Origin of the sequence: Shinella sp. (assembly GCF_035998705.1) — a bacterium.
Taxonomy (GTDB): Bacteria; Pseudomonadota; Alphaproteobacteria; order Rhizobiales; family Rhizobiaceae; genus Shinella.
On record NZ_DASYHH010000012.1, the window covers coordinates 107,917 to 132,497 of the forward strand.

22 protein-coding genes are annotated in these 24,581 nt (G+C 63.0%); 7 read left to right on the forward strand and 15 right to left on the reverse strand.

The features are described from left to right. Positions 1–2: 2 nt before the first annotated feature. From VGN93_RS10325 to VGN93_RS10350, 6 genes are all read right to left on the reverse strand, one after another. Positions 3–1,376, reverse strand: coding sequence for an FAD-binding oxidoreductase (locus VGN93_RS10325; protein ID WP_327507436.1), 1,374 nt, complete (start codon positions 1,374–1,376; stop codon positions 3–5). Then, entirely contained in the window at positions 1,363–2,160 is a 798-nt protein-coding gene (locus VGN93_RS10330; RefSeq protein WP_327507437.1) for an HpcH/HpaI aldolase family protein, read from the reverse strand. The genes VGN93_RS10325 and VGN93_RS10330 overlap by 14 nt, the downstream gene beginning before the upstream one ends. Positions 2,161–2,177: 17 nt before the next feature. Next, complete coding sequence (locus VGN93_RS10335) at positions 2,178–3,008, reverse strand: ABC transporter permease subunit (protein ID WP_327507438.1); 831 nt, start codon at positions 3,006–3,008, stop codon at positions 2,178–2,180. Then, positions 3,001–3,720: an ABC transporter permease subunit gene (locus VGN93_RS10340; RefSeq protein ID WP_327507439.1), complete on the reverse strand. Its 720-nt coding sequence runs from the start codon at positions 3,718–3,720 to the stop codon at positions 3,001–3,003. Before VGN93_RS10340 ends, VGN93_RS10335 begins: the two co-directional genes overlap by 8 nt. Before the next feature lie 65 nt (positions 3,721–3,785). Further along, entirely contained in the window at positions 3,786–4,565 is a 780-nt protein-coding gene (locus tag VGN93_RS10345; RefSeq protein WP_319316578.1) for a transporter substrate-binding domain-containing protein, read from the reverse strand. 23 nt (positions 4,566–4,588) lie between these two features. Then, a complete protein-coding gene (locus VGN93_RS10350) occupies positions 4,589–5,350 on the reverse strand; it encodes an ABC transporter ATP-binding protein (RefSeq protein ID WP_327507440.1) in 762 nt (253 codons plus the stop codon). Positions 5,351–5,471: 121 nt separating this feature from the next. On the opposite strand from VGN93_RS10350, the gene VGN93_RS10355 reads away from it, so the two are divergent. Then, entirely contained in the window at positions 5,472–6,380 is a 909-nt protein-coding gene (locus VGN93_RS10355) for a LysR substrate-binding domain-containing protein (RefSeq protein ID WP_327507441.1), read from the forward strand. A gap of 140 nt (positions 6,381–6,520) precedes the next feature. Here the strand turns inward: VGN93_RS10355 and VGN93_RS10360 are convergent, their stop codons facing one another. Further along, complete coding sequence (locus VGN93_RS10360) at positions 6,521–7,603, reverse strand: nucleotidyltransferase family protein (RefSeq protein WP_327507442.1); 1,083 nt, start codon at positions 7,601–7,603, stop codon at positions 6,521–6,523. A gap of 167 nt (positions 7,604–7,770) precedes the next feature. Between VGN93_RS10360 and VGN93_RS10365 the strand changes: the two genes are divergently transcribed. Then, entirely contained in the window at positions 7,771–9,102 is a 1,332-nt protein-coding gene (locus VGN93_RS10365; protein ID WP_327507443.1) for an MFS transporter, read from the forward strand. A gap of 18 nt (positions 9,103–9,120) precedes the next feature. On the opposite strand, the gene VGN93_RS10370 is transcribed toward VGN93_RS10365, so the two are convergent. Next, entirely contained in the window at positions 9,121–11,985 is a 2,865-nt protein-coding gene (locus tag VGN93_RS10370; protein WP_327507444.1) for an ATP-binding protein, read from the reverse strand. A 601-nt stretch (positions 11,986–12,586) separates the two neighbouring features. Between VGN93_RS10370 and VGN93_RS10375 the strand changes: the two genes are divergently transcribed. From VGN93_RS10375 to VGN93_RS10385, 3 genes are read left to right on the forward strand one after another with little or no spacing between them, the layout of a single operon-like run. Continuing rightward, positions 12,587–13,282, forward strand: a complete 696-nt coding sequence (locus tag VGN93_RS10375; protein WP_327507445.1) for a VOC family protein — start codon at positions 12,587–12,589, stop codon at positions 13,280–13,282. A gap of 53 nt (positions 13,283–13,335) precedes the next feature. Continuing rightward, positions 13,336–13,656 (forward strand): putative quinol monooxygenase, encoded by a 321-nt coding sequence (locus tag VGN93_RS10380; RefSeq protein ID WP_327507446.1) that lies wholly within the window; start codon positions 13,336–13,338, stop codon positions 13,654–13,656. Positions 13,657–13,675: 19 nt separating this feature from the next. Beyond that, complete coding sequence (locus VGN93_RS10385; RefSeq protein WP_327507447.1) at positions 13,676–14,884, forward strand: MFS transporter; 1,209 nt, start codon at positions 13,676–13,678, stop codon at positions 14,882–14,884. A gap of 56 nt (positions 14,885–14,940) precedes the next feature. On the opposite strand, the gene VGN93_RS10390 is transcribed toward VGN93_RS10385, so the two are convergent. After that, complete coding sequence (locus VGN93_RS10390; protein ID WP_327507448.1) at positions 14,941–15,732, reverse strand: aldolase; 792 nt, start codon at positions 15,730–15,732, stop codon at positions 14,941–14,943. Between the two features lie 158 nt (positions 15,733–15,890). Between VGN93_RS10390 and VGN93_RS10395 the strand changes: the two genes are divergently transcribed. Beyond that, positions 15,891–16,625 (forward strand): GntR family transcriptional regulator, encoded by a 735-nt coding sequence (locus tag VGN93_RS10395; protein WP_327507449.1) that lies wholly within the window; start codon positions 15,891–15,893, stop codon positions 16,623–16,625. Between the two features lie 9 nt (positions 16,626–16,634). On the opposite strand, the gene VGN93_RS10400 is transcribed toward VGN93_RS10395, so the two are convergent. Together VGN93_RS10400 and VGN93_RS10405 are read right to left on the reverse strand one after the other, a co-directional pair. Continuing rightward, positions 16,635–17,876, reverse strand: a complete 1,242-nt coding sequence (locus VGN93_RS10400; protein ID WP_327507450.1) for an NAD(P)/FAD-dependent oxidoreductase — start codon at positions 17,874–17,876, stop codon at positions 16,635–16,637. 12 nt (positions 17,877–17,888) lie between these two features. Then, the gene (locus tag VGN93_RS10405; protein WP_319316613.1) at positions 17,889–18,080 is read right to left on the reverse strand and encodes a tautomerase family protein; all 192 of its coding nucleotides are present in this window, start codon (positions 18,078–18,080) and stop codon (positions 17,889–17,891) included. A 126-nt stretch (positions 18,081–18,206) separates the two neighbouring features. Between VGN93_RS10405 and VGN93_RS10410 the strand changes: the two genes are divergently transcribed. Continuing rightward, complete coding sequence (locus VGN93_RS10410; RefSeq protein WP_327507451.1) at positions 18,207–19,004, forward strand: shikimate dehydrogenase; 798 nt, start codon at positions 18,207–18,209, stop codon at positions 19,002–19,004. A gap of 9 nt (positions 19,005–19,013) precedes the next feature. Here VGN93_RS10410 and VGN93_RS10415 read toward each other — a convergent pair whose 3' ends face one another. The 4 genes from VGN93_RS10415 to VGN93_RS10430 all read right to left on the reverse strand — a co-directional run bounded on the left by VGN93_RS10415 (position 19,014) and on the right by VGN93_RS10430 (position 24,510). Beyond that, a complete protein-coding gene (locus VGN93_RS10415; protein WP_327507452.1) occupies positions 19,014–19,781 on the reverse strand; it encodes an SDR family oxidoreductase in 768 nt (255 codons plus the stop codon). Continuing rightward, positions 19,778–20,620: a sugar phosphate isomerase/epimerase family protein gene (locus VGN93_RS10420; RefSeq protein ID WP_327507453.1), complete on the reverse strand. Its 843-nt coding sequence runs from the start codon at positions 20,618–20,620 to the stop codon at positions 19,778–19,780. Before VGN93_RS10420 ends, VGN93_RS10415 begins: the two co-directional genes overlap by 4 nt. A 66-nt stretch (positions 20,621–20,686) precedes the next feature. Continuing rightward, on the reverse strand, positions 20,687–22,420 hold the full coding sequence (locus VGN93_RS10425; RefSeq protein ID WP_327507454.1) for a hydantoinase B/oxoprolinase family protein: 1,734 nt from the start codon (positions 22,418–22,420) through the stop codon (positions 20,687–20,689). A 14-nt stretch (positions 22,421–22,434) separates the two neighbouring features. Continuing rightward, on the reverse strand, positions 22,435–24,510 hold the full coding sequence (locus VGN93_RS10430; protein ID WP_327507455.1) for a hydantoinase/oxoprolinase family protein: 2,076 nt from the start codon (positions 24,508–24,510) through the stop codon (positions 22,435–22,437). Between the last annotated feature and the right edge of the window lie 71 nt (positions 24,511–24,581).

The following is a 24,581-nucleotide window of genomic DNA, read 5'->3' on the forward strand; positions in this document are numbered from 1 at the left end:
CGTCAGATGACTTTGCCCGGGTTGAGGATACCCTTCGGGTCGAGTGCGCTTTTCAGAAGGCGCATGGTGGCGAGCTCGGCCGGCGTGCGCGAGTAATGCAGATAATCGCGCTTGGCGACGCCGACGCCGTGCTCGGCGGAAATCGAGCCGCTATAGCCGGTGATGAGCGCGTAGACGAGCGCGCGGACCTCGCCCTTGCCCTCCGGCGTCGGCAGGCCTGTCGTGACATGCAGGTTGCCGTCGCCCAAATGACCGAGGACGTGCAGCCCGAGATTATCGGGCACCTCTTCATCGAGGCGGCGTTGCACGTCGTTGACGAAGGCCTCCATGCTTGCCACGGGAAGAGAAACATCGAAGTCGATCATTGTCGTGAAAAGCTGCATCTCGGCTTCGAAATCTTCGCGGATTTTCCAGAGCTCAGCACGCTGGCGCGACGAGGTCGCGATCACCGCATCTGCGATGAGACCGCCCTCCAGCGCCAGGCCGACCACCCGTTCGAAAAGCGCGGCATCCTCTTCAGGCTCAAACCCTTCGGATTCGCAAAGGATGTAATAGGCAAACCGGCCTTCGATCGGTGAGCGGCCACCCAGAAGCGCATCGACATTGAAATGGAAAAACTCCGCCCACATGATCTCGAACGACGACAGCGTGCCGTGCAGGTCGCGGCGCATCATCCCAAGCGTCTCGGCGACCGCATCGAAGGTCTCGAAGGCGAGCAGCGCGGTGTTGACCGAGCGCGGCGCGGGATGCAGCTTGAGTACGGCCCGCGTGATGACGCCGAGCGTGCCTTCCGATCCGATGAAGAGGTGCTTCAGGTCGTAGCCGGTATTGTCCTTGGTATAGGGCGTCAGGTGGCTCAGCACAGTGCCGTCGGCAAGCACGCATTCCAGTCCGAGAACCTGGTCGCGCGCCACGCCGTAACGCAGGGCCTGAAACCCGCCGGCATTGGTGGAGAGCGCCCCGCCGATCATCGCGCTACCCCTCGCCCCGAAATCGAGACCGAAACGCAGGCCCTCGGCCGTGCAACGCTGCTGGACGGCCTCGACGACCGCGCCGGCACCGACCTCGATCGTCATGCCCTTGCGGTCGGGGGCGCCTATATGGTTGAGGCGCTCGAGCGAGATCAGCAAGGTCTCGGCGTCGGATTGCGTGGCGCCGACGAGGTTTGTGCGTCCACCCTCGAAGATGACCGCCTGCGAATGCTTGTGGCAGAGCGCCAGAAGTGCTGCGAGTTCGCCCGTGTCGGCGGGCTTCACGAGGCCGAAGGCCCGGGTCGGGGTGTTGATCCAGAAATCCTGTGGCCGGTCGCGCAACGCCGCCGCGTCGATCACATTGCGCGCCCCGACGATTTGCCTTGCGTCCTCAAGATCGATCATATGCCCTGCCCTGTCGAAACGCTGCCAAATCCCTGACCAGCCCGCGGCCCGATGCCTGTATGAACCCCATGTCCGAGCCGATGGTGAAGAGGCAATAGCCCATCTCGACCAGATCCGGAATGGCCGAGACGGCCGACACGTCGATCGCCGCCAGCTTTCCTGCCCGTTTTGCGGCATCGGCCACACGCTTCAGCACATCGCGCATCTCGCCGTCGAAGCGGCCGATCGGCAGGCCGAGCGACGAAGCGAGGTCCGCGGGTCCGACGAACAGCACGTCGAACCCGTCCACGGCCAGAATGTCCTCCAGATTGGCGAGGCCTTTGGCGCTTTCGAGTTGCAGGATCACGGTCGTCGCATCGTTGGCATCGGCCAGATAGGCCTCGAAACCCTCGTAGTAGCCGGATGCCCGCCACGGGCCGATGCCGCGCACCCCGGCCGGCGCGTATTTGCTGGCGGAGACGATGGCCCGGGCTTCCTCGGCCGTCTCGATCATCGGCACCATGATGCCCGATACGCCCGCATCCAGCGCCGCCTTGATGTCTGCGGCCGATTTCGACCGCGGCCGGAAGATGGTGGGCGTTGCGTGCAGTTCGGCCGAAGGCAGAAGGCTGCCGAGATCCTGCACACCGATGGGCGAATGCTCGCCGTCGAGCAACAGGAAGTCGAACTGCGACCGCGCCATTAGTTCGATGACTATGGGATGGGGGATGCCGACCCATGCGCCGAAAACGGGCTGGTCGCTGCGAAGTCGCGCTTTCAGGCTCTTGGCCAGAGTGAGTGGCATTGCATTGCTCTTTGAAATCAGGATTTGCGGAAGGCGGTGTTGTCCTGGCCCGGCCCGGAAAGCCGAGCGAAGACCTTTGTGATCACCACCGCCATGAGAATATAGATGGCGGAAATAAGAAGAAGAGGCTCGTAGGTCAGGTATGTCTGCTGGCGCACCTGGGCTGCCACCGAATAGACGTCGATGACCGTGATCGTCGCCACCAGCGGAGTGGCCTTGAGCTGGAGGATCGTTTCGCCGGCCAAGGTCGGCATCGCCCGCTTGAAGGCCTGCGGCAGCCAGATGCGGCGAAACATCAGGAACCCCGACATGCCGTAGGCCCTGGCCGCATCGAGCTGGCCTTTCGGCACGCCCTTGAACGCCCCGCGAAAGACTTCGCCCTCATACGCCGCATAGGAAAGGGTCAGCCCCAGGAACGCATACGGCCATGCCTGCCGCAGGATCGGCCAGAGGGCTGAGTCACGGATCCAGGGAAACTGCGGAAACAGCGAACCGAGCCCGTAATAGAGCAGCCAGAGCTGGAGCAGCAGCGGCGTTCCACGAATGACAGTGCAGAATGCGCGCGCCGGCAGCGCCAGCCATTTCGGGCCGACGACCTGCACGAGGCCGATGGGGATGGCCAGCAGCATGCCGAGCGAACTGGTGACGACAACCAGAAGCACCGTCATGCCCAGGCCGCGCAGCAGCAGGGGATAATAATCGCCGAGCCAGTCCCAGCGCATCTGCAGCGCCGCATAAGCGCCGAAGAGTAGCGCGGCGATGACGGGCGTCAGTGTTCTGGCATCCAGCCACCGACGCCGGTCGCGGGCCGGCGCTTCACGGACGGTCGCATCCAGCAGGCTAGACATGGGCCACACCCCTTGTCGCGCGGGCTTCAAGCCGGCGCGACAGCAGGTTGGAGGCCATCGTGGCAAGCAGATACATGCAGCCGGCCGCGAAGAAGAAGGTGAAATAAGCCTTGGTGGTGCCGGCCGCCTGACGGGTGACCTGCGTCAGTTCGCCAAAGCCGAGAACGGCTAGCAGCGCGGTATCCTTCATCGCAATCAGCCAGAGGTTGGAAAGCCCCGGCAGCGCGAAGGGCAACATGGCGGGAAGCGTGATGCGGCGAAGGGTCAGCCACGAGGACATGCCATAGGCCTGCGCCGCTTCGATCTGGCCGCGCGGAACCGAAAGAATGGCGCCGCGGATGACCTCGGTGGAATAGGCGCCTTGGACCACACCCAGCACGACAATGCCGGCAATCGCGCCGTTGAAGTCGATCTTCGCCTGGCCGAGGGCCGTCAGAATGCCGTTGATGAAATCGGCACCGGCGAAATAGACGATGAGGATCAGCACGAGCTCGGGCACCGAGCGGACGATCGTCGTGTAGAGGTCGAGGGCCTGGCGCGTCACGGCACCACCGGAGAGCTTGCCCAGCGCACCGGCGATACCGATCACCAGCCCGAGGGCGAAGGCGCCGAGCGCGATGGTGAGGGAGCGCGCCAGGCCGACGAGCATGGCGCTTCCCCATCCTCCCGTCGTCAGCAGCGCGATGCTGCCGGCGGCGGGAGACCAGATCATGTCGAACAGTTCTTTAATCGTCGTTCTCCAGCATCTTCCTTGGAAAAGCGAACTTGGCCTGAGCCTCAGTCGCCGCCGTAGATGTCGAAGTCGAAGTACTTCTTGGTGATGGCGTCATAGGTGCCGTTCTTGCGAATGGCGGCGATGGCATCGTTGACCTTCGCCTTGAGCGCATCGTCACCCTTGCGCAGGCCGACGCCATAACCCTCTCCGAGCGTCGATGGATCGCGCTTGAGAACCCCCTTGGATTCGCAGCATTCCGCGCCGGAGGCCGACTTGAGGAATTCGTTCATGGCGACCACACCGTCGATCGCGACATCGATGCGGCCTGCGGCGAGGTCCTGATAAACCTCGTCCTGGGTGTTGTAGCCACGGATTTCGGATGCATTCGCCCCGAAATTCTTTTCGGCATAGGCCTGCTGGCCCGTCGAGACCTGCACACCGATGATCTTGCCGTCCATGCTCTCGGGCGTCGTGTCGATGGTCGCCGACTTGGCCGCGACGACCACGGTCGGAACCTCGTAGTACTTGTTGGAGAAATCGATGACCTTGCGACGCTCGTCGTTGATGCGCATGGAGTTCATGATCATGTCGATCTTGCCGCCCAGCAGCGCGGGAATGATGCCTTCCCAGGCGACCGGCGCGCGCTCGCAATCGAGCTTGGCCTCGGCGCAGACGGCATCGATGATCTCGACTTCCCAGCCCGTCCAGTTGCCGTTCGCATCCGCGACCCAGAAGGGCGGGTAGGCTTCCGGCGCGAAGCCGACCCGTGTCTTTTCGGCATGCGCCGTGCCGCCCATGACGAGCAGGGCGCCGGCCATCATTGCAAACATGTATTTTTTCATGTCATTCCCCTTTTTTTGCACTGTTAGTGGAAGCTTCCCAGAAACCGGGCCAGGCGCTCGGATTTAGGGTTGCCGAAAACCTCTGCCGGCGCTCCGGCTTCCTCGACGACGCCGCCGTGCAGGAACAGGACCTGGTTGGAGACGTCGCGCGCGAAGGACATTTCATGGGTGACGAGGATCATCGTCCTGCCTTCCTCGGCAAGCTCGCGGATGACTTTCAGCACCTCGCCGACGAGTTCGGGATCGAGCGCGGAGGTCGGCTCGTCGAACAGCATGGCGAGCGGCTGCACCGCCAGGGCCCGGGCAATGGCGCCGCGCTGCTGCTGGCCGCCCGAGAGAAAGGCCGGATAAACATCGCGCTTGTCGTAAAGGCCGACGCGCTCAAGCAGCCGCAGCCCCTCGTCGACCGCCTGCTTGCGGTCGACGCCCAGCACATGAACCGGCGCCTCGATGACGTTTTCGAGGAGCGTCATGTGGCTCCACAGGTTGAAGCTCTGGAAGACCATGGCCAGCCGCGCGCGGATGCGGCGCATCTGCGCCTTGGATGCCGGCTCCCTGTTGCCGTGGCCGTCAGGCTTGAAAGCGATCGCCTCGCCATCCACGCGGATCTCTCCGCCGGTCGGATGCTCCAGACAGTTGAGACAGCGAAGGAAAGTCGACTTGCCCGAACCGCTTCCGCCGATCAGCGAAATCACATCGCCCTTGTTGGCCGTCAGGCTGACGCCGCGCAGGACTTCGAGATCGCCGAACGTCTTGCGAATACCGTCCGCGTGAAGCATCTCCATCCTCAACCCTCTCCCGGTCAGCTAGGTATCCTGCAAACAGGATTTGACTGTCGGATAGAGCTAGTCCAAAGAAGACCGGCTGTGACTAGCAAAAAAACTCACATTTGGATGAATTCAGCTCATGCGAGACATGCGTCGCTTCATTCCTTCGGGGAACCTTCTCTACGTGTTCGACGCCGCCGCAAGGCTGCAAAGTTTCACCAAAGCCTCAGAGGAATTGAACGTCACGCCGGCGGCGATCAGCCATGCGATACGCCAGCTCGAAACGGGATTGGGTGCATCGCTCTTTCACCGCAAACATCGCCAGTTGCAGCTGACGGATGACGGCGAGAAGCTTTTTCGGTCTGTGGAAAGCGGGCTCGACCAGATCGAGCGCACGGCAATCGAGATCCATTCGACGGCGGCGTCCGATATCAAGGTCTACGCCTCGATCACCGTGGGAACCTACTGGCTGCTGCCGCGGATATCGACCTATCCGGGCCACGATGCACGCATCGAGATGCAGCTCTACAATTCCGACAAGAAACTCGACCTGCCGGCAGACGGCGTGTCGATGGCGATCACGAATGGCCGGGTGGACTGGCAGGGCTACGAGGTCCTGCCCTTCACGGCGGAAACGATGTTTCCGGTTTGCAGCCCCGGTTATCTCGAAAAGCACGGGCCGCTGTCATCGCTCGCGGATCTGCCGGCCCACAATCTCCTGCATCTCGACAGCCACTATCACGAAGGCGCGACATGGCGGGATTTCCTCGCCCTTTACGGCCTGAACTACACGCTGCCGGGCGGCGTCTCGACATTCAACAACTATATCCTGGTGGTTCACGCCGTGCTGTCGGGGGCGGGGATCGGCCTCGGCTGGCAGCATTCCGTCGGCGACCTCGTTGCCAGCGGCGCCCTGGTGCGCCCGTTGAAGGAGGCCCAGACGACCAGCAACGATTTTCTGCTGGTCTACAGGAAAGGTCGTCCTCTTACTCCAAGGGCCGCCGCCGTGCACCAGTGGATTCTGAGTCTTGGTTCGCCAACCACATGATCAAATTCATCAGGAACCGTTAAGCGCTTGAAGCGATCTCTGAACCACCGCTCCGTTCGGCGGTTTGGATCGGCATCTGATTTAACTTCGATTGTGCGGGCGCATAGCCGCTATGGAATTGATCGTCGTGTATGACCTCGTCAGAGAATCCCAAATTTCTCCGGATTTTCCTTTAGCCGCCCAAAGCCGTCCAGGAGCGCTTGGCGCACGGTCGAGGCGGCCTTTCCCGGCATAAGTTCTAAACCTTTCGTGAGCGCCTCACGCCATGCGTCACCACGGCTCCACGCTTCTGACCATGCTAGGGCGAGATCGTCAGACCGCCTTGTTTCTGCCATTGCTTCGAACAAAATGCCCGACTGCATCAGATCCTTTTGGGACTTCGTAGAGCCACCTTCATCCGCCAGCCGCCGCGTGGCGATGATGAGTTTATGCACCGCATAGCGTTGAGGAGCCGGTACGAGAACTGGAATGCCCGAGCCATGGAGGACAATCGCCCTCACGGGTTCGTAGATAAGAAAGTCAAGGAAGCGGAGTGGTTCAGCCGACGCGCCGCCGAGGGCAGGCATGGGTGAAGGCTTACCCGTATTCTCATCGCTTCCCCTATTTCCTGTCAGAAACTCCACCTTGTAGCCGCTTCGGTTGACGAAAGCCGTTGAACCGGCCTTGCCCGACTGGTGTGGGATGGCGCGAAACGACGGATCGACCCCATGCAGCACATCGAGGATCGGGGGAATGGAATCGAGGACTTCGGCCGACACTGCGAAATCTTGCGCGAAGTCCGCATCACCTGTCTGCAACGAAGCATTTGGTAGACGGACGCCAAGCAGGCCGGCATAGCACCCAAAGGCAACCGTTCCGACCAGGACGCCACGGAGACGAAAGAGGCCTGCATTCGCCATCGCCTCGACGACATCACCTGACAAGCGTTCGGGGGATGGCAGGTAGGCTTCCCTCGTTAGAGTAGAGACGAGTTTTCGGCGGGATCGAATGTCGTCCTTGATTGCTTGAAAGTCTGACACACGAGCTGCTATTTCGGGATCGGCGGCAGGCCCAACATACCGACGTTTCTGCCCCGGCTGATCGAAATACCAATAGTGTCGATCCTTCACAGGAATTGAAACGAAATTGCCATCGAGCGGAAAGTCGGTTGCGAAAGCGCCGTCGAGAGAGCGTTGGCCTAGTTCCGCAAGCATTGTAGAATAAACCAGATCCAGCGTTTTCATCTAACCCTCGACCCAATGCAAATGGGCGTTATAAGTATTCCGTGGAAAACTTATAACACGGTGTGAACGGAAGCGCAAAGCAGCGCTCTTGCCGTCCGTTCATGTCCATGCCACTTCTGGGCGCGGACAGGGCTCCCGCTTGCTTCGCCGACACGAGAGACGCCGAAATGCCCGATGCACGGACGGATCATGACAGCGTGCCCGCGGATCGACATCGTTCCACGATGACGGGCTGGTATGCGGTGAGCGTGCTGCTCGTCGCCCTCCTGATTTCCTTCACCGACCGGCTAATCATCAATCTGGTCGTCGATCCGATCAGATCGGAACTCACGCTCTCCGACTTTCAGATCAGCCTGCTACAAGGCGCCGGCTTCGCCGTCGTCTTCGCTCTGGCCGGGCTGCCGAGCGGGCGGTTGGCCGACTCGATAAACCGGCGCAACCTGATCATCGCCGGCATAACCCTCTGGTCGGCCGCCACGATCGCCTGCGGGCTGGCTATCGACTTTCGAGTCTTTCTCGCCGCCCGCATCGCCGTAGGTCTCGGCGAAGCAGCACTGATACCGGCGGCGTCATCGCTGATCGTCGATCTGTTCGCAGCACGCCACCGGGGCACGGCGCTTGGCATCTTCGCCTTGGGCGCGACCTTCGGCACAGGCACCGCGCTCTTTCTCGGAGGCCTGCTGCTGGCCTGGATCACGGCCGGCCTGTTGGAGCCGATACCGCTGGTCGCAGCCCTCTCGCCTTGGCGACAGCTCTTCTTGCTGGCGGGCCTTCCGGGCTTTCTTCTAGTGCCGTTCATCTTGCTCATCCGAGAGCCGTTGCGCCGCCACAGTTCGGGGCTGCTTCCGCTCTCGGGCGTCGCGGCCCGCCTCATCGCCGATAACGGCACGGTGCTGCGCGTATGCATAGTGAAGGGTGCGCTGGGCGTTGGCGACTACGCCCTGATCGCCTGGTTGCCTACCCTCCTGCAACGCATATACCGCATGTCGCCGCTCGAGGCGGGAGGCCTGCTTGCGCTCTCGATCACCACCAGCGGCGTGATCGCATCGCTGGCGGGAGGCACGCTGTCGGACGCGTTCGTCCGTCGCTGGGGCGTGCAGACGCGAGTGGTGCTTCTGCTTGGCTGCTATACGCTGACCATTGTCGGAGCCTGCGCGGTATTCTTCGTCGAGACGGGTGAGCACACCGCGCTTGCATTCGCCGTCTGGGCACTGGGCTCGATCGGCGGCTACGTGATCGGGCATGTCGTGATGCAGGAAGGCGTGCCGAATGAGATGCGCGCAACCACGATCGCGCTGTCGCTGGCGGTTACCGCATTGATCGGCATCGGCCTCGGCCCGACCCTCGTGCCGCTGGTGGCCGAACACGTCTACGGCGGCGAAGGCGCCCTTCAGTCCGCGATGGCAACCGTCAGCCTGGTTGCGGCGTTGGCCGCCTTCGCAATCGTCTGGCCGCCCGTGCGCAAGGGCATCGCGGCGCTCAGGGCGCAGTTACCGTGACGAAAGCCGAAACGACGATCACACCGCCGGTCTCGCGTCGAGCAAGGCGCGCGCGCGGCGGAGATCACCGGTCGTGAATCCTTCGGTGAACTTCTCGTGTACCGATCGCAGCATATCCTCGGCGCCGCTGCTGCCGCCGCGGGTTCGCCACAGCTTGACCAGACTAATCGCGGACCGCAGTTCCCATGACAGCGCGCGATCCTCTCGCGCCAGTTCGATCGACTGAAGATAGCAGTCGACCGCCCTCTCCCATCCGGCCGGATCGCCGAACCGGATGGTGTTGCCCTTGATCCGGAGGATTTCCGGGATGCCGACGACCTGACCACTGCTCCGGCACAGTGCGATTGCCTCGTCGATCGCGGCGAGCCCTCCCTCAAGGTCGCCCTGGCGCGCGAGAGCCTCGCCGTAGTTGGTCAGGTAGTTCGGATATCGCATGCGGAAGCCGCCGTCCCGCACCTCGGCAAGGGTATCGCGGAAGGCGGATAGATCGATCGGCCGGCAGGTGTAGAGGTTCAGCCGGTTTCGCGGGCCGATCGCCATGGCGCGCCAGATCGTCAGCCCGTGCCTGGTCGCATGCTGGGCGCCGAGGTCGAGATAGCGATATGCCTCTTCATAGTCGCGGATATACATCGATATGATGGCCGAACCGTGCAGCAAGGCATAGCAGAGCGAGACGGCATAATTGGAGGCTTCGGCCTCCCTCAACTGCCGCCTTGCGATTTCCACGGCCTGATCCGGAAAACCTTGCAGCCACAGCACCGTCGCCAGCGCGCCCCGGGCCGTCAGCCGCTGATCGAACTCGAACCGCGCGACGTCGGGGCGAAGGTGGCGTCCGACCGGACGCTGGACGATGCTCTCCAGCCGATGCCGCGCGGCGGCGAGGACGCCAAGCCACGATAGCGCCGATCCGGTCTGCGCATCGGCATCGCCGGCCGCCGCCGCCTGGCCCTTCGATGTCAGCGCCCGCATTTTCTCCGCGACGGCAATGGCCGAATGCGAATCGCCCGTCCACAGCTCGAATTCGGACAGACCGCGCAAGCATTCAAGTTGCAGGTCGACGTCACCGATCTCCTCGGCGATGGCCAGCGCCTTGGTAAGGGAAATCTTCACCCGGACGAGCGGTCCACGGGTGTGCAGCAGCGTTGCGCCGAGCGTCAGGTTCAAAAGCAGGTCGTCGCGGCTGTTCCGGTGCGGCCGAAAACGTTCTTCCAGCACAAGCTCGACGGCTTGGCGGCACTCCTCAACCAAGGATACCTGCTTGCCGAAGGGGATCGACGCGACGGTAAGCTTCACCGCCAGCGAATCCTCGGTCGCGCTATTATGGGCCCAGTGCAAGGCACTGCGGATATCGTCGACCTTGCCCCCGTGCCGCGACAGCCAATCCGCGTTCGAAAGCTTTTCGGCGTCGCTGTTTGCCTGCCCCAGGAGTTCGAGGCAGTGAACGGCGTGACGTTGTCTGGCCTGCTCGATCTCGCCTTCTTCCGCGAGCTTCTGAAGCGCATAGGCGCGCGTTGAATCGAGCTGACGATATTCCATCTCTGAACCACGGATTTCCGCCGAGAGGAGCGACTTCGACACCAGGTTCGCCAGGCATTGAGCGACCTCGACCCTGTCGACGCGCTCGTCGGAGGCGACGGCGATCGCCGATGCGAGGCCGAACGCGCCCGCGAAGACGGCGAGTCTGCGCATCACCAGACGCTCTGAAGGCGTGAGAACCCCGTAGCTCCAGTCGATCGTCGCACTGAGGGTGCGGTGACGTTCGATGCCACCCCTGTGCCCTTCGAGCAGCCGCAGACGGTCATCGAGCCTTGCGAGCAGGCCGGTGACGCCAAAGGCATCGATCCTTGTCGCGGCAAGTTCGATCGCCAGCGCCAAGCCGTCCAGCTTTCGGCAGATTTCGGCGACGAGCGGAGCCTCGGCATCGCTGAGGGTGAAGGTTTCGAGCCGATCGGTGGCGCGTTCGACGAAGAGCTCCACCGCTGGAAAGCCCATGGCTTTCGCGGCCGTCAGGACTGTCGTTTCGCCCGGTATTCCGAGCCCGGGCAACCTGCGTACGCGCTCGCCCTTGACACGAAGCGGTTCACGGCTGGTCGCCAGGATACGCACCCCGGCTGCCTCGGCCAGGATGCGGTCGACGATCGCGGCGGCGGGCTCGATGACGTGTTCGCAGCTATCGAGCAGCAAGAGCATCTGCCGGTCGCGCAGGAACTCGATCACGGCCGCCTGCATATTCGCCGAATGTGCCGTGAGGCCCGAGATCGTCGCTATGGCGCTCGCAATCAGCGAAGGGTCGGTGAGCGCGGCGAGATCGATAAACCACACCCCGTCCCGCATGCGCCCGATCGCCTGCTCGGCCACCGCGAGCGCCACGGTGGTCTTGCCGACGCCGCCTGCGCCGACGACCGACACCAGCCGGGTGTTTTCCAGTTCGCGATTGATCGATGCGATCGCGTGGTCGCGTCCGACGATACGCACCGTTGCGGTCGGAAGGTTGTGAGAGCGCCCCGGAGCGGGCACGGCTTCGACGATCGGCTCCGCCGAGTCGGAAATTCCGACGGGTGCGACAAAGCGGTAGCCACGACCGATCACGGTCGAGATGTAGCGGGGTCCGGCCGGCCGGTCGCCGAGGGCACGCCGCAGCCCCGCCATGTTGACCTTGAGATTGCCGTCCTCGACGAAGGTTTTTGGCCAGACCCGTGAACGCAGCTCGTCCTGGCTTACGATCTCGCCCGGGTTTTCCACCAGCACGGTCAAAATGTCGAGGGCACGGCCGCCGATGCGCACGCGCTGCTCGCCATGCACCAGAAGCTGGCGCTGCGGGATCAGCCGAAACGGACCAAACACATAGGTTCGGCCCGGTGGTCGCGGTAGATCTGTCGTCATGTCGCTTCGACTGTGCTGTTTTCAGGTTCGCCAGCATAATAGCACGCGATGCCGCCGCCATGTATTCCAAGAGGGCGGCGAGATTTAACCTCGTTTAACTCGCCAGCTGGCGCTGTCGCGGTGATACTTCCTGCATCGAAACGAACACGCTTGACCTCGCGCCGGGGCGACCTCGTCGAAGCCTCGCCGTGACGCCGGAGGGCCTAATGCTGCAGACCGATGGTGACGCTGGAGTCCGGAACTGCGTTCGGCCGCAAAGCATCGAGACGGTCTATGTCGTCTCGGGCGGAGCACATGTTGGCCAAGCCGACGATGGCCCACCGCCGATAGACGTCGCGCGAGCGGGAATCGGCTGGCTGGCGAATTTCTGTCGGGCCTTCCTGAAGATCACCGCTTCACGCCGCGCCGCTACCGCGAGATACACCGGACCAACTGATCGCCAGCCGAGGCGCGAAGATCGACATCCTGCCCGGTCCCACCATCGTAGCAAAATCGATCAATCGATCCGCACGATCCGCAAATACATCGGGTTTGGATCAGCCGTAAGCTCTGCGTAATAGCTGTCCTTAGCAATAACCGACCTGAATTGGAGGAAAACAAGATGAGTGTTCGCAGTTCGCTCGGTGATCGATTGCAAGGCGTTCAACACTTCGGCCTGACGGTTCAGGACATGGAACGAGCTTACACGTTCTATACGGAAGTCCTCGGCGGAACCGAGGTTATGCGCGACGGAGATTTCCAGGGGGAGCGGATTCACAACACACTGCTCACCGATCAGGACATCGAGGCGCGTGCACGACGAGTGAACCCGCGCACGATGGGCATTCCGGACCTCCGGAGCGGCGCCCAGCGCCTGGACGTGCGCTTTATCCGCTTCGACAATGTGGTGATCGAACTGCTGAAGTATCGCGATGCGGATCAACCCGCCGATGGAAGCTCCGCCTTCGCCGAGCCCCTCGGCCACATGAGTCCTGCCTTTCCGCGCATGATGCATATTTGTTTCCATCTCGGCGACGACGTGGACTTCGATCTGTTCATCGCCGACCTCGAGGCGGAATGCGCGCGGCGCGGAATGGCGCAGGTCAGGGCGAACCGCATTGTGACGGTCACCACGGAGGAGGAGCGTCGCAACGCTCCGAGGAACAGCAATTCCAATGCAATCACGGAAGGCCAGTCGGAAGGTTGGCGGCTGATCTACTGCAAGGGTCCCGAAGGCGAGCAGCTGGAATTCGTGCAGGCTCTGGGGCCTGTGAAGGCAAAGTTCGACGCCGTCCGAGACACCCGCCAGCGCGGTTGAGGCTTTGCGTCCCGGTCCTGCGGCCAGGGCATTTTCATACAGGGAGCTCTCCAATGCTTGATATCCGATATGAGGCAATGCCGTCCGGCGCCATCGCCGTGATCGCCCAGGTACGCGCCAAGACCGGCAAGGAGCAGGAGCTCCGGTCGGCGACGCTCCCTCTGGTGTCCCAAGTGCGGAGCGAGCCCGATAACGTTCTCTACTTTCTGCATGAGGACCGCGGGCAGCCCGGTCACTTCGTCTTCTACGAAATATTCGCCAGTCGCGAAGCCTTTGACGCCCACAATGGGACGGAACATGTGCAGCGCTGGTTCAAGCTGTTGCCCGACCTCGCCGAGGGGGGGAGTGGAGGTCATACACCTGACGATCCTTGACCAGTGACGGGCACGCGAAATGGCTGCCCGCCCGACCAACCCCGCGAATTTTCCTGAATCGGCTGACAGGGCCTGGGATCGGCCGCTGACGCTGTTCGCGCTCGCTTTGGGCAGTTTCGCCATCGGCACGTCGGCCTTCGCAAGCATGGGCATCATCCAGCTCTTCTCGCAAAGCTTGAATATTTCGTTGCCCCAGGCGACCTGGGCGATCAGCGCCTATGCCGCGGGAGTGGTAATCGGAGCGCCGCTCCTCACCATAGGCGCCGCGCAGATGAACCGCCGCACGCTTCTCGTGCTGCTCATGTCCATATTCCTTGCGGGGAGCGTGCTTTCCGCCTTGGCGCAGGACTTGGCCACACTCATGCTTGCCCGGTTTATTTCAGGTATCCCGCACGGGGCGTATTTCGGTGCCGGCGCAGTTGTCGCGACCTACGTCGTGGGACCTGGCCACGGTGGCAAGGCCTTTGCCGTCGTCATGGCTGGGCTAACCGTCGCGACTGTCATCGGCGCCCCGACAGCGACCTATATTGGACAGATCTGGGGGTGGCGGGAGGCCTATGCCACTGTCGCCACGCTGGCGACCGCTGCAACAGTTGCGATCTACTTGCGGGTCCCGCGGACCGAAGCGCTCAATGGCCGACCGGTCAGCACCAAGATTACCGCTCTGCGCAGCCGTGCGGCATGGGGGCTGATGGCAGTGGCCGCGACAGGGGTATCCAGCATCTTCGCGGTCTACACGGTCATCGCACCGATGATCACCGAGGTTGCCGGGTTGCCCCCGGGAATGATCCCGGTTGCCCTGGCGGTGTTCGGTGTCGGGATGACCGTCGGAAATGCAGCAGGCGGTGTTCTCGCCGACCGTTTTGCCACGCTTGGCATCACCTTGGGCTATGGCTGCGCCCTGGGCATTCTGGTCGCACTTGCACTGGGAGGCGCCCAGCCCGTGGTGCTCCTCGCCTGCCTGTTTGGTGTCGGAGCGTCGATCATGGCCGTCATTCCCACCGTCCAGGTGCGCCTGATCCGCTTCGCACCCGAGGCTCCATCCCTAATGGGCGCGTTGAACGTGGCGTCACTCAACGTGGCAAACGGACTGGGAGCCTGGGTTGCCGGCGCCACGGTCGGTTCCGGCATGAGCTATCTTTCGACAGCGTGGTCCGGTTTCGCTCTCACTGCGCTGGGATTATTCATCTTTGTCCTGATATTGCAGCGCCATTGCAAAGAGGGATAGCAGCCTGGCGAGGTCCAGGCCGGATCGAGCTGCGGTTGGCGGTGTGGCGGCCGTTGTTAGTCGAGATAATCGGGTTCGACGATAGCCAGTTGGCGACGCACGCTCGCGAGATGGAGGCGGGCGCTTTCTGGGTCGCCTTCCCGCATTTCCTCATAGGCTTTCTGCGCGATCTTATCGGGGATGGGGAGGAGGTTGCGGCCTGTCGACATCGCCTTCAGCTGCACCTCCGCGGCACGTTCCAGATAGTAAAGATCGTCGAAGGCCTCCGCGATGGTGGGACCGAGAACCATGACGCCGTGATTGCGCATGAAGACGATATCCGCATCGCCAATCGCTTTCGCGATGCGAAGGCCCTCGTCATTGCCGAGCGCCAGCCCGTTGTAATTCTCGTCGACGGCCGTGCGGCCGTAGAATTTCAGGGCTGTCTGCCCCGCCCAGACGAGTGGCTGTCCTTCCACCATGGAGAGCGCAGTGGCATTCGGCATATGGGTGTGGAAGGCGGCGGTGGCGCGTGGCAGGACCTTGTGGATCTGCGCATGAATGTAGAATGCGGTCGCTTCGGGCTTGCCCTCGCCGGAGACCACATTGCCGTTGAAGTCGCAGATGAGGAGCTGCGACGCCTTGATTTCGGCAAAAGCCCAGCCATAGGGGTTCACGAGGAAAAGGTCCTCATGTCCCGGAACGACGGCCGAAAAGTGATTGCAGATGCCTTCCTGAAGCCCGAGCTTCGCCGCCATGCGGAAGGACGCCGCAAGGTCGCGGCGCGCCTCGATGATCTCCGGCGTATCGAGCGGGACGTTGCGCAGGACTGCGGGCGATGCGGCGGCGGTCTTCAGTTCATGGGCCATCAGGATTTCCTTTCGAAAGCTGATGGCGACATTACAATAGGGTCGACATTATGTCGACCCTATTGTAATCACGGGTGAGCGCTATTTCAGCCGGTTTGATGCGGTTCGAAGGAGATGCTATCGACGGATGAAGATAGAATTGCGAGGAGTGGATCCACATGGCGGATCAAGGGGCGGCGCCTGAAAAAGCGGAAAAGATCACGGGCAGCGCCCGGGTCTATGCGCAATTGCGCGACGAGATCCTGCGGCTGGAACTGGCGCCGGGCTCGCCGATCGATGAAAACAGTCTGAGCGACCGGTTCGACCTCTCGCGCTCGCCAGTTCGCGAGGCGCTCGTGCGGCTTTCGAGCGAAGGTTTCGTCAACATCCTGCCGAACCGCAGCACCATCGTCGCACCGATCGATTTTCGCGACGTGCCTAAATATCTGGATTCCCTCGATCTCCTGCAGCGGGCGACCACGCGCCTCGCAGCGCAGTTCCGCACGACGGCGGATTTGCGCACGATCGAGAAGATGCAGAGCGACTTCGAGAAAGCGTTCAACAAGAGCCTGAAGACGCGCGACCCGATCTACAACATCGACGCGAACTTCAACTTCCACATGGCGATCGCCGAGGCCGGCAAGAACGCCTATTTCCAGATGTTCTACAAGCGCCTTCTCGACGAGGGCCGACGCATGCTGCACTTCCATTTCGAATTCCAGGCGCTGTCCGAGCACATGACCTTCGAGGAAGTGGCCGTCCATCACGTCCAGATGATCGAGGCGATCCGCGACAAGGATCTCGACTATGCCGATGCGATCGCGCATGAACATGCCATGCAGTTCAAGGGCCGGTTCCTCGACTACTACGACCAGAGCGTCACCGCCAAGATGTCGCTGGCACCGAAGAAGTAACGGATATCTCTAGCCGAAACGCACCGGGCTGTAGGGCGCGAGGTTCACGTCCGGCGCTTCGCCGGACACGATCTGCGCAACGAGTTGACCGGTCGTCGCCCCGAGCGTCAGGCCAATCTGGCCGTGACCGAAGGCGAGCGTGACGTTCCGGAACGTGGGCGCCGCGCCGATCACCGGCATCGTATCCGGAATGAAGGGGCGCGGTCCCATCCAGCGCGTGCTGCCTTCGATATCGAGGGCGGGAAAGATTGCCCTCGCCCGCTCCGCCAGCACGTCGGCCCGCCGATAGTTCGGCTTCGGGTCCGGGCCCGCCACCTCGATCGTCCCGCCGATCCGCAGCCCGGTCGCCATCGGCGTCAGCACGAAGCCGCCGCTCGCATAATAGATCGCCCTTCGTACCTCGACATTCGGACGGGGTGCATGGACGTGATAGCCGTTGAGATGCGCAAGCGGGATGTCGAGCCCCAGCTTTTTCGCAAGAGGCCCGCTCCAGGCGCCGGCCGCAAGCACGACCTGCGTGACATCGAGGCGCTCGCCCGTGTCGAAAACGATCTTTCCGATCTGTCCGTCGCGATGCTCGAACCCGACCGCATTCGCCTTGAGAACGCGTCCGCCACGCCGGACGATATCCGCTTCGAGCGCCATGGAGAGCGCGTAGGGATCGGGAAAATGAAACCAATCGGTCATGACGACGCCACAGGTGACCGGTCCCTCGATCGCGGGCTCAAGTCTCCGGACCTCGTCGCCCGTGATGAAGGTGTGGCCGAACCCGAGTTCGGTCCGCAGATCCCAGGTGAAGCGGTCGCGGTCATATTCCGAACGGTGGTTGAAGAGCATCAGGTTTTCGACGGAGGACAGCAGGTCCGGCCGGGCGATCTTCCGGAGCAATGACGCGTAGTCGGCATTGACCCGCCGCATCATCGGGGCGAGCGATGACGCGATATGGCGGACGCGATCGACGCGGCCTGCCCGGAGAAACCGGAGAAGCCAGGTGAGATCGCGGGCGAGACCCTGCGGGCGCACGAAGAGTGGACCTTCCGGGTCGAAAAGCCATTTCGGGATCCTGGACAGGACGCCGGGCTTGGAGATCGGCACAACCTCTCCGGGTGCCAGCAGGCCGCAATTGCCATAGGATGCCCCGAAGCCGACCGCGCCGCGCTCGATGAGCTCGACACTGTAGCCGCGGTCCTGCAGGGCGCTCGCCGAGGCCAGTCCGATGATGCCGCCGCCGATGATCGTGACGTCCGCCATTGCCGTTCCTGCTCAGTGGCCCTGTTCGTCCAGCATGACGCCGCCGGTCGCCCAGTCGGACGAGCTCGTCTCGGCGAAAATCACCTGAATCGTCTCCGGGCGGTTGCCCGTCACGCGCGCCATCTCGGCGGTAAGCGCCTTGGCAAGCTCACGTTTCTGCTCGCGGGTCCGTCCCGAAAGCATTTCGACCTTCAATATCGGCATCCCTGTCCCTCAAGGCGATGAAATTCTGATTTGCGCCTGGTGACGGCTTGCCGTCGGGCTTGATATTTGTTTATCATATGTCGACATTATGTCGAGCACAAAGTTTGAACCGAAAGCGAAACTCCGTTGAATATCACCGGCAAGACCAAGATTTTCTACATGATCGCCCACCCGATCGATCATGTCCGTTCTCCCGAAGTCTTCAATCCCTGGTTTCAGGAGAACAATGTCGATGCGGTGATGATCCCGGTGCACTATCGCCCGGACGATTTTGCTGCCGTCTGGGACAGTCTGCGCCGCACGGCCAATCTCGGCGGGTTCATGATCAGCGTTCCGCACAAGGAACTCGCCTACGATCTCTGCGATGCGCGCGAGGAGACGGCCGAATTGGTGACGGCCGTGAATGCGGTGCGGCGCGACGCGACGGGCAGGCTCACCGGAGCGAATTTCGACGGCCCCGGCTTCATGGCTGGCGTCATGCGCGGTGACGCGGAGGTGGCCGGCAAATCGGTCCTGCTGCTCGGTGCCGGCGGCGCGGGCGCATCCATCGGCTTTTCCATGGCCAGGGCCGGCGCCCGGTCCATCACGATCACGGATATTGACGCGGCCCGGGCCAGCGATCTGGCCGCTCGTATTGCGAAACGCTTTGATGGCGTGGGTGTCAGGGCCGGCGGCAACGACCCTCGCGGCTTCGACATCGTCGTCAACGCAACGCCCTGCGGGCTTCACCCGGAAACGGATCCAATCCCCGTCGACACGACAGCACTCTCGCCCGCCATGATCGTCGCGGATATCGTCATGAAGCCACGTATCACGCCGCTGCTTGCAGCAGCCGGGGCGATCGGTTGCGACATTCGCTACGGCGGCGGCATGCTCGACATGCAGCGCGACCTCACCCTCGATTTCTTCAGCCTGCGAGAATGAGAGAGGCCGTTACGGCTGCGTCGCGTAGGCCTGGTAGGCAGACGCGACGAGAAAGCCGCAATCGACCGGCAAGACCGTTCCCGTGATCGCGGAGGCACGCTCGGAGGCGAGGAAGGCGATCGCCTCGGCGACCTCCGGCGTCGAGACGAGCCGCCGCAGTGCCGATTGGGCAATCATCTTGTCCGGATTGCGGGCGCCCTCGTCGATCCGCTGCTGCATGGCCGGCGTCAGCGTATAGCCCGGCGCGACCGCGTTGACCCGGATGTTGGCCGGCCCGTATTCGGCGGCAAGGCTCTCCGTCATGATCTTCAGCGCCGCCTTCGACATGCCATAGGCCGGCTGCGGCGAGGCGATCAGTGAGGTCAGCGAACAGAGATTGACGATCGCGCCGGATCCGGCCGCACACATCCGCCGCCCGAAGGCCCGGCAGGCAACGACAGTGCCCCGCAGATTGACGGCGATAATCCGGTCGAACTCCGCCATGTCGAGATCGTGCAGCCGCACGGCGTTCTGGAGAATGCCGGCGGAATTGACGAGAATGTCCACGCCGCCGGTCGCGAAAAGATCCGACGCCAGTCTCTCCACCGCCTCGTCGTCGCTGACGTCCAGCGGCCGGAAGGCCGCGACGTTGCCGCTCGCCATGATATCGGTCGCCACCGCGCACCCGCGTTCCGCATCCCGGTCGGCGATCGTGACCCGGATCCGGTCCGCCGCCAGATGACGGGCCGTCGCCTCGCCGATCCCGCTTGCGCCCCCGGTAATCACCGCGTGTCTCATCGAACAGCCTCCCTGGTGGCCACGAACGGTGCGCAGCGCTCGATCCCGATCCGCACTGTCTCGTCCGGATCGCGTTGCCACCAGTCGAGATCGGAAAAGATTTCCAGCTCGAACGGGCCGGTATAGCCGATCTCGTCGAGAATGCGCTTGTAGCGCCCGATATCGATGATCCCGTCGCCCACCATGCCGCGGTCGAACCACGAGCGGGTCGGCACCAACCAGTCGCAATAGTGGAAGGTGAGGATGCGATCCGGGCCTGCCCGGCGCAGTTCGCTTTCGAAGTCTGGATCCCACCAGCAATGATAGACGTCCGCGACGATGCCGAGAACATCGCCGAACTCGTCGATGAGATCATTGGTCTGGCGCATCGTGTTGATCACATGCCGGTCGCCGGCATACATCGGATGGATCGGTTCGATGCCGATCTTGATGCCGACCGCCCGCGCCGTCTCGGCAAGCTCGCCCAACACGTCGCGCATGCGAAGGCGAAAGCCCTCGATATCCTTCGTCCCGGACGGCGGCCCGCCGGTGACGAACACGACATTCGGCGCGCCGATCTCGGCGGCATCGTGGAGGACCTGACGGTTCTCCTCGAGCGTGTTGCGAAACAGGGCATCGTCCGTCTGGTTCATCCAGGCCGTCGCGCAGAAACAGGGAATCCACATGCCCGCATCCTTCAGATGCCGTGCCGTCTGCCGAACGCCGTAGTCGTACATCTTGTCGCGCCAGACGGCGATGCCGTTGACGCCGTGGCGGCCGTAGCCATCGATCGCCTGCGGCATGGACCAGGCCCGCGTGGTGATCTGATTGATGGCGAAGCGTGAAAGGTCTCGTTCCAAGGCGCTCTCCCTTTGGCGCGTCAAGAAAAGGCGGGCCTGCGCTTGCGAGCCCGCCTCCGCATCGGTTCAGGCAGCGCGCGCGCGGCGCTTTGCCTCGGTCGCCGCAACGTCGATCCGGTCGCTGTCGCCTTCGAAGACCACCGCGTGTCTCTCTTCCGCATAGGAGCGCGACACCTTGCCGTTGGCGATGTCCTTGGCGATGAGCGGCAGGCTGCGCTTCAGCGGGTCGCCATAGCCGCCACCGCCCGACTGTTCGTGGCGATAGACGAGGCCTTTCGTGACCTGACGGGTGACCTTCGAGGGCAGAAGCGTTTCCGCCTCGCTCCCCGGATCGAGCAGGTTGCGGGTGAGAGCCGCCGCCTCCCCGCCGAAGAGACCGTAGGGCGCATGGTAGTAGCGGTCGGCGCGGATCTGCAGGATCGCCTCGTCGGCGAGAAAGTGATACTGCCGCGCCAGCCCGAGGCCTCCGCGGAATTCTCCCGCGCCACAGGAATCGTCGCGCAGGCAATATTCGTCGATGCGCAGCGGATACCGCGCCTCGAGGCTTTCGACCGGCAGGTTGGAGAGGTTCTGCGCCGGGTTCGTCACGCCTTCGACGCCGTCCTTGTTGAACCGGCCGCCCCAGGCGCCGTTGATCATGTCGACAAGAATGAAGGGCTCGCCCGTCGCCTTGTCATAGCCGCCGAAGGCGATGACGGTATTGCCGCCCTCGCTCGCGGCAATCACCTTGTTCGGCGCGACCTGGGCGAGCGCTCCCATTACGGTATCCATGACCCGGTAACCCGTCAGCGCCCGCGCCGCGACGGGCGCCGGCGAGATGGGGTTGAGGATGGTGCCGAGCGGTGCCTTCACCGTGATCGCGCGGTAAACCCCCGCATTGTTCGGCACGTCCTGGTCGAGCGCGCAGCGGATGGTCAGATAGGTGGCCGACTTCGTGAAGGAGAAGGTCGGGTTGATCGCACCGCGCACCTGCGGCGAGGTCCCCTCGAAATCGACGGTCAGGTGATCGCCGTCAACCGTCATCTTGCACTTGATCGGGATCGCATCCGTGCTGAAGCCGTCGCCATCGACATAGTCGGTGAATTCATAGTCGCCGTCCGGCCACGAGGCGATGGCCTTGCGGGTCATCTGCTCGCCATAATCCATCAGCTCTTCGAAATAGTCGTTGAGCGTCTCGGAGCCGTAGCGCTCGAAGAGCTTCAGATATTCGCGCTCGCCGATATTGCAGGTGGCGAGCTGGGATTCGAGATCGCCGATGACGAGATCGGGCAGGCGCACGTTCTCGCGAATGATATCGAAGATCCAGTTGTTCGGCGTGCCCTGATCATAGAGCTTGACCGGCGGGATTCTCAGCCCCTCCTGAAAGATCTCGGTGGAATCGGCCGCATTCGAGCCCGGCACGCGCCCGCCAACATCGCAATGGTGGAAGATGACGACCGAGAAGCCTTCGAGCCTGTCGTTGAAGAACAGCGGCTTGAACATGAAGATGTCGGGCAGGTGCATGCCGCCCTGATAGGGGTCGTTGAGGATGAAGACGTCACCCGGCCGGGCCGTCTCGGAAAACCGGCTGGTAATGACGTCCATCGCGTCCGGTACGGCGCCGAGATGGAGCGCCACCGTCTTCGCCTGGGTCAGGATGCGCCCTTCGCGATCGCAGAGCGTGGCGGAATAGTCGAGGATATCCCGAACGATCGGCGAGCGTGCGGTACGCATCACGGCATAGGCCATGTCGTCCACGATCGTGTCGAGTGCGCTCTTGATGACAGCGAAGCTGATCGGATCGATATGTCTCTTGGTCATGAAATCACCTGCCGTCAGAGGGAAACGATAATGTTCTGAGCCGCGTCGAGTGCCGCCGAGGCACCGGGCGGCACGACGATCGTGGAATCGGGACTCTGCAGGATGGCCGGCCCCGTGACTTCGCCGTCGAAGGCAGCGCGGTCGATGATCGGCGTCCTGATCCAGCCGCTCTCGCGCGAGAAATAGACGTCGCGGTGATCGATGACCCCGTCCCTGATGTCGAACTGGCTGGAGGTCAGCTTCTTGAAATCCAGAATGTCGCCGACGACCGTCGCCGAAAGCCGGATATTGACCGTCTCGACCTGATCGGTGGAGGCATAGCCGTAGAGGGCGATATAGGCGTCGAGGAACTGCTGGCGGATCGATGCCTGATCGGCATCGCCGAGGCTCGCGGAAATGGCGATCGGAACCTCCGAATCCTGGCCGCGGAAGCGCAGGTCGAGCTCGAAGGCGAGCGAGATGGCGCTGCGGTCGTAGCCCTCGCCTGCGAGCGCCGCATAGGCTTCGTCGGAGAGATCCGCGATTGCGGCATTTGCTGCCGTCGTGTCGAGTGCGTGCAGGAGGCCCGGGAAGGCGCGGATGAAATAGCGCTCGACATTGCCGGCAAGCATGCCCATCGCCGTGAAGACGCCGGGTGCACGGGGGAAAAGAACTGTCTTGATGCCGAGCATCTTCGCGAGATCACAGGCATGGACCGGACCGGAACCACCGAAGGCAAGCAGCGTGAAGTCGCGCGGGTCGACGCCGCGCTCGACGGTCACCGCTCGAATGGCGCGGGCCATATTGGCATTCGCCACGTCCCGGACGCCGACAGCAGCCGCCTCGACATCGAGGCCGAGCGGGGTCGCGAGCTTGTCGCCGATCGCCTTGCGGGCGCCATCGACGTCGAGCTTCATCTGCCCGCCGGCAAGCACCGAGGGAAGATAGCCGAGCACCACATTGGCATCCGTCACCGTCGGCTTCGTGCCGCCGATGCCATAGCAGGCAGGACCCGGATCGGCTCCCGCCGACGTCGGCCCGACATGGAGGAGCCCGCCCTCGTCGATCGCGGCGATCGAACCGGCGCCGCTTCCGACTTCCGCGACATCGACATTCGGCACGCGCATCAGATAGCCGCCGGCCTTGATGAACCGGCTCGGGGTGGAGATGCCGGCGCGGAACTCATATTCGTTGCTGCGCGTGAGTTTGCCGTTCTGCACGAGCGAGGCGGAAGCGGTCGTCCCGCCCATGTCGAAGGCGATGAGATCGGCCATGTCGACGGAGCCGCCGAGCCGTCCTGCCCCGACGACGCCGGCCGCACGCCCGGACGTGATGAAGAAGACCGGCTTTTCCTGTGCCGTGGATGCCGCCGCAAGCCCGCCATTGGAATTGCTGACGAGGAGCGGCGCCGTGATCCCGATGCCGCGCAGGCCCGTTTCCAGCCGCTGCAGGTATTTGCGCAGCGACGGCAGCACATAGGCATTGACCGCCGTCGTCGACGTCCGCTCGTACTCCCGGATTTCCGGCAGAACCGAAACGGACGAGGTCACCCAGATTTCAGGGAAGGCCTCGCGGAAGATCGCTTCGGCGGCCCGTTCGTTTTCGGGGTTTCGGTAGGAATTCAGGAAGCAGATCGCGACGGATTCGATACCTTCGGCGCGGAAGAACTCGCCGGCCGCGATGATCTCGTCGCGTTCCACCGGTGCAAGCACCTCGCCGCCCGCACTCATCCGCTCGCCGATGCCGATGCGATAGCGCCGGGCGACCAGCGGTTCGGGCTTGTCCCACAGTAGATCGAAGATGACCGGCGTCCTCAGACGGCCGATTTCAAGCACGTCCCGGAACCCGCGCGTCGTCAGCAATCCGCATTTCGCGCCCTGCTGCTGAAGCAGCGTGTTGGAACCCACGGTTGTGCCGTGCAGGACATGAGTTACGGAGCCGACGTCGAGATCGGCCGTTTCGAGCAGCTGGCGGATGCCCGTCAGCACCGCTTCTCCAGGGTCGGACGGCGTTGACGACACCTTGGCGTAGAAAGTCTGACCGAGATTGTCGAGCAGGACCAGGTCGGTGAACGTCCCGCCGATATCGGTTCCGATGCGGGCTGTGCGCATGGCAAATTCCCTCTTGATTATCGAATTATTTGGTCGATCATTTGTCGACAATAGCGATAGGCGTAGCGCCA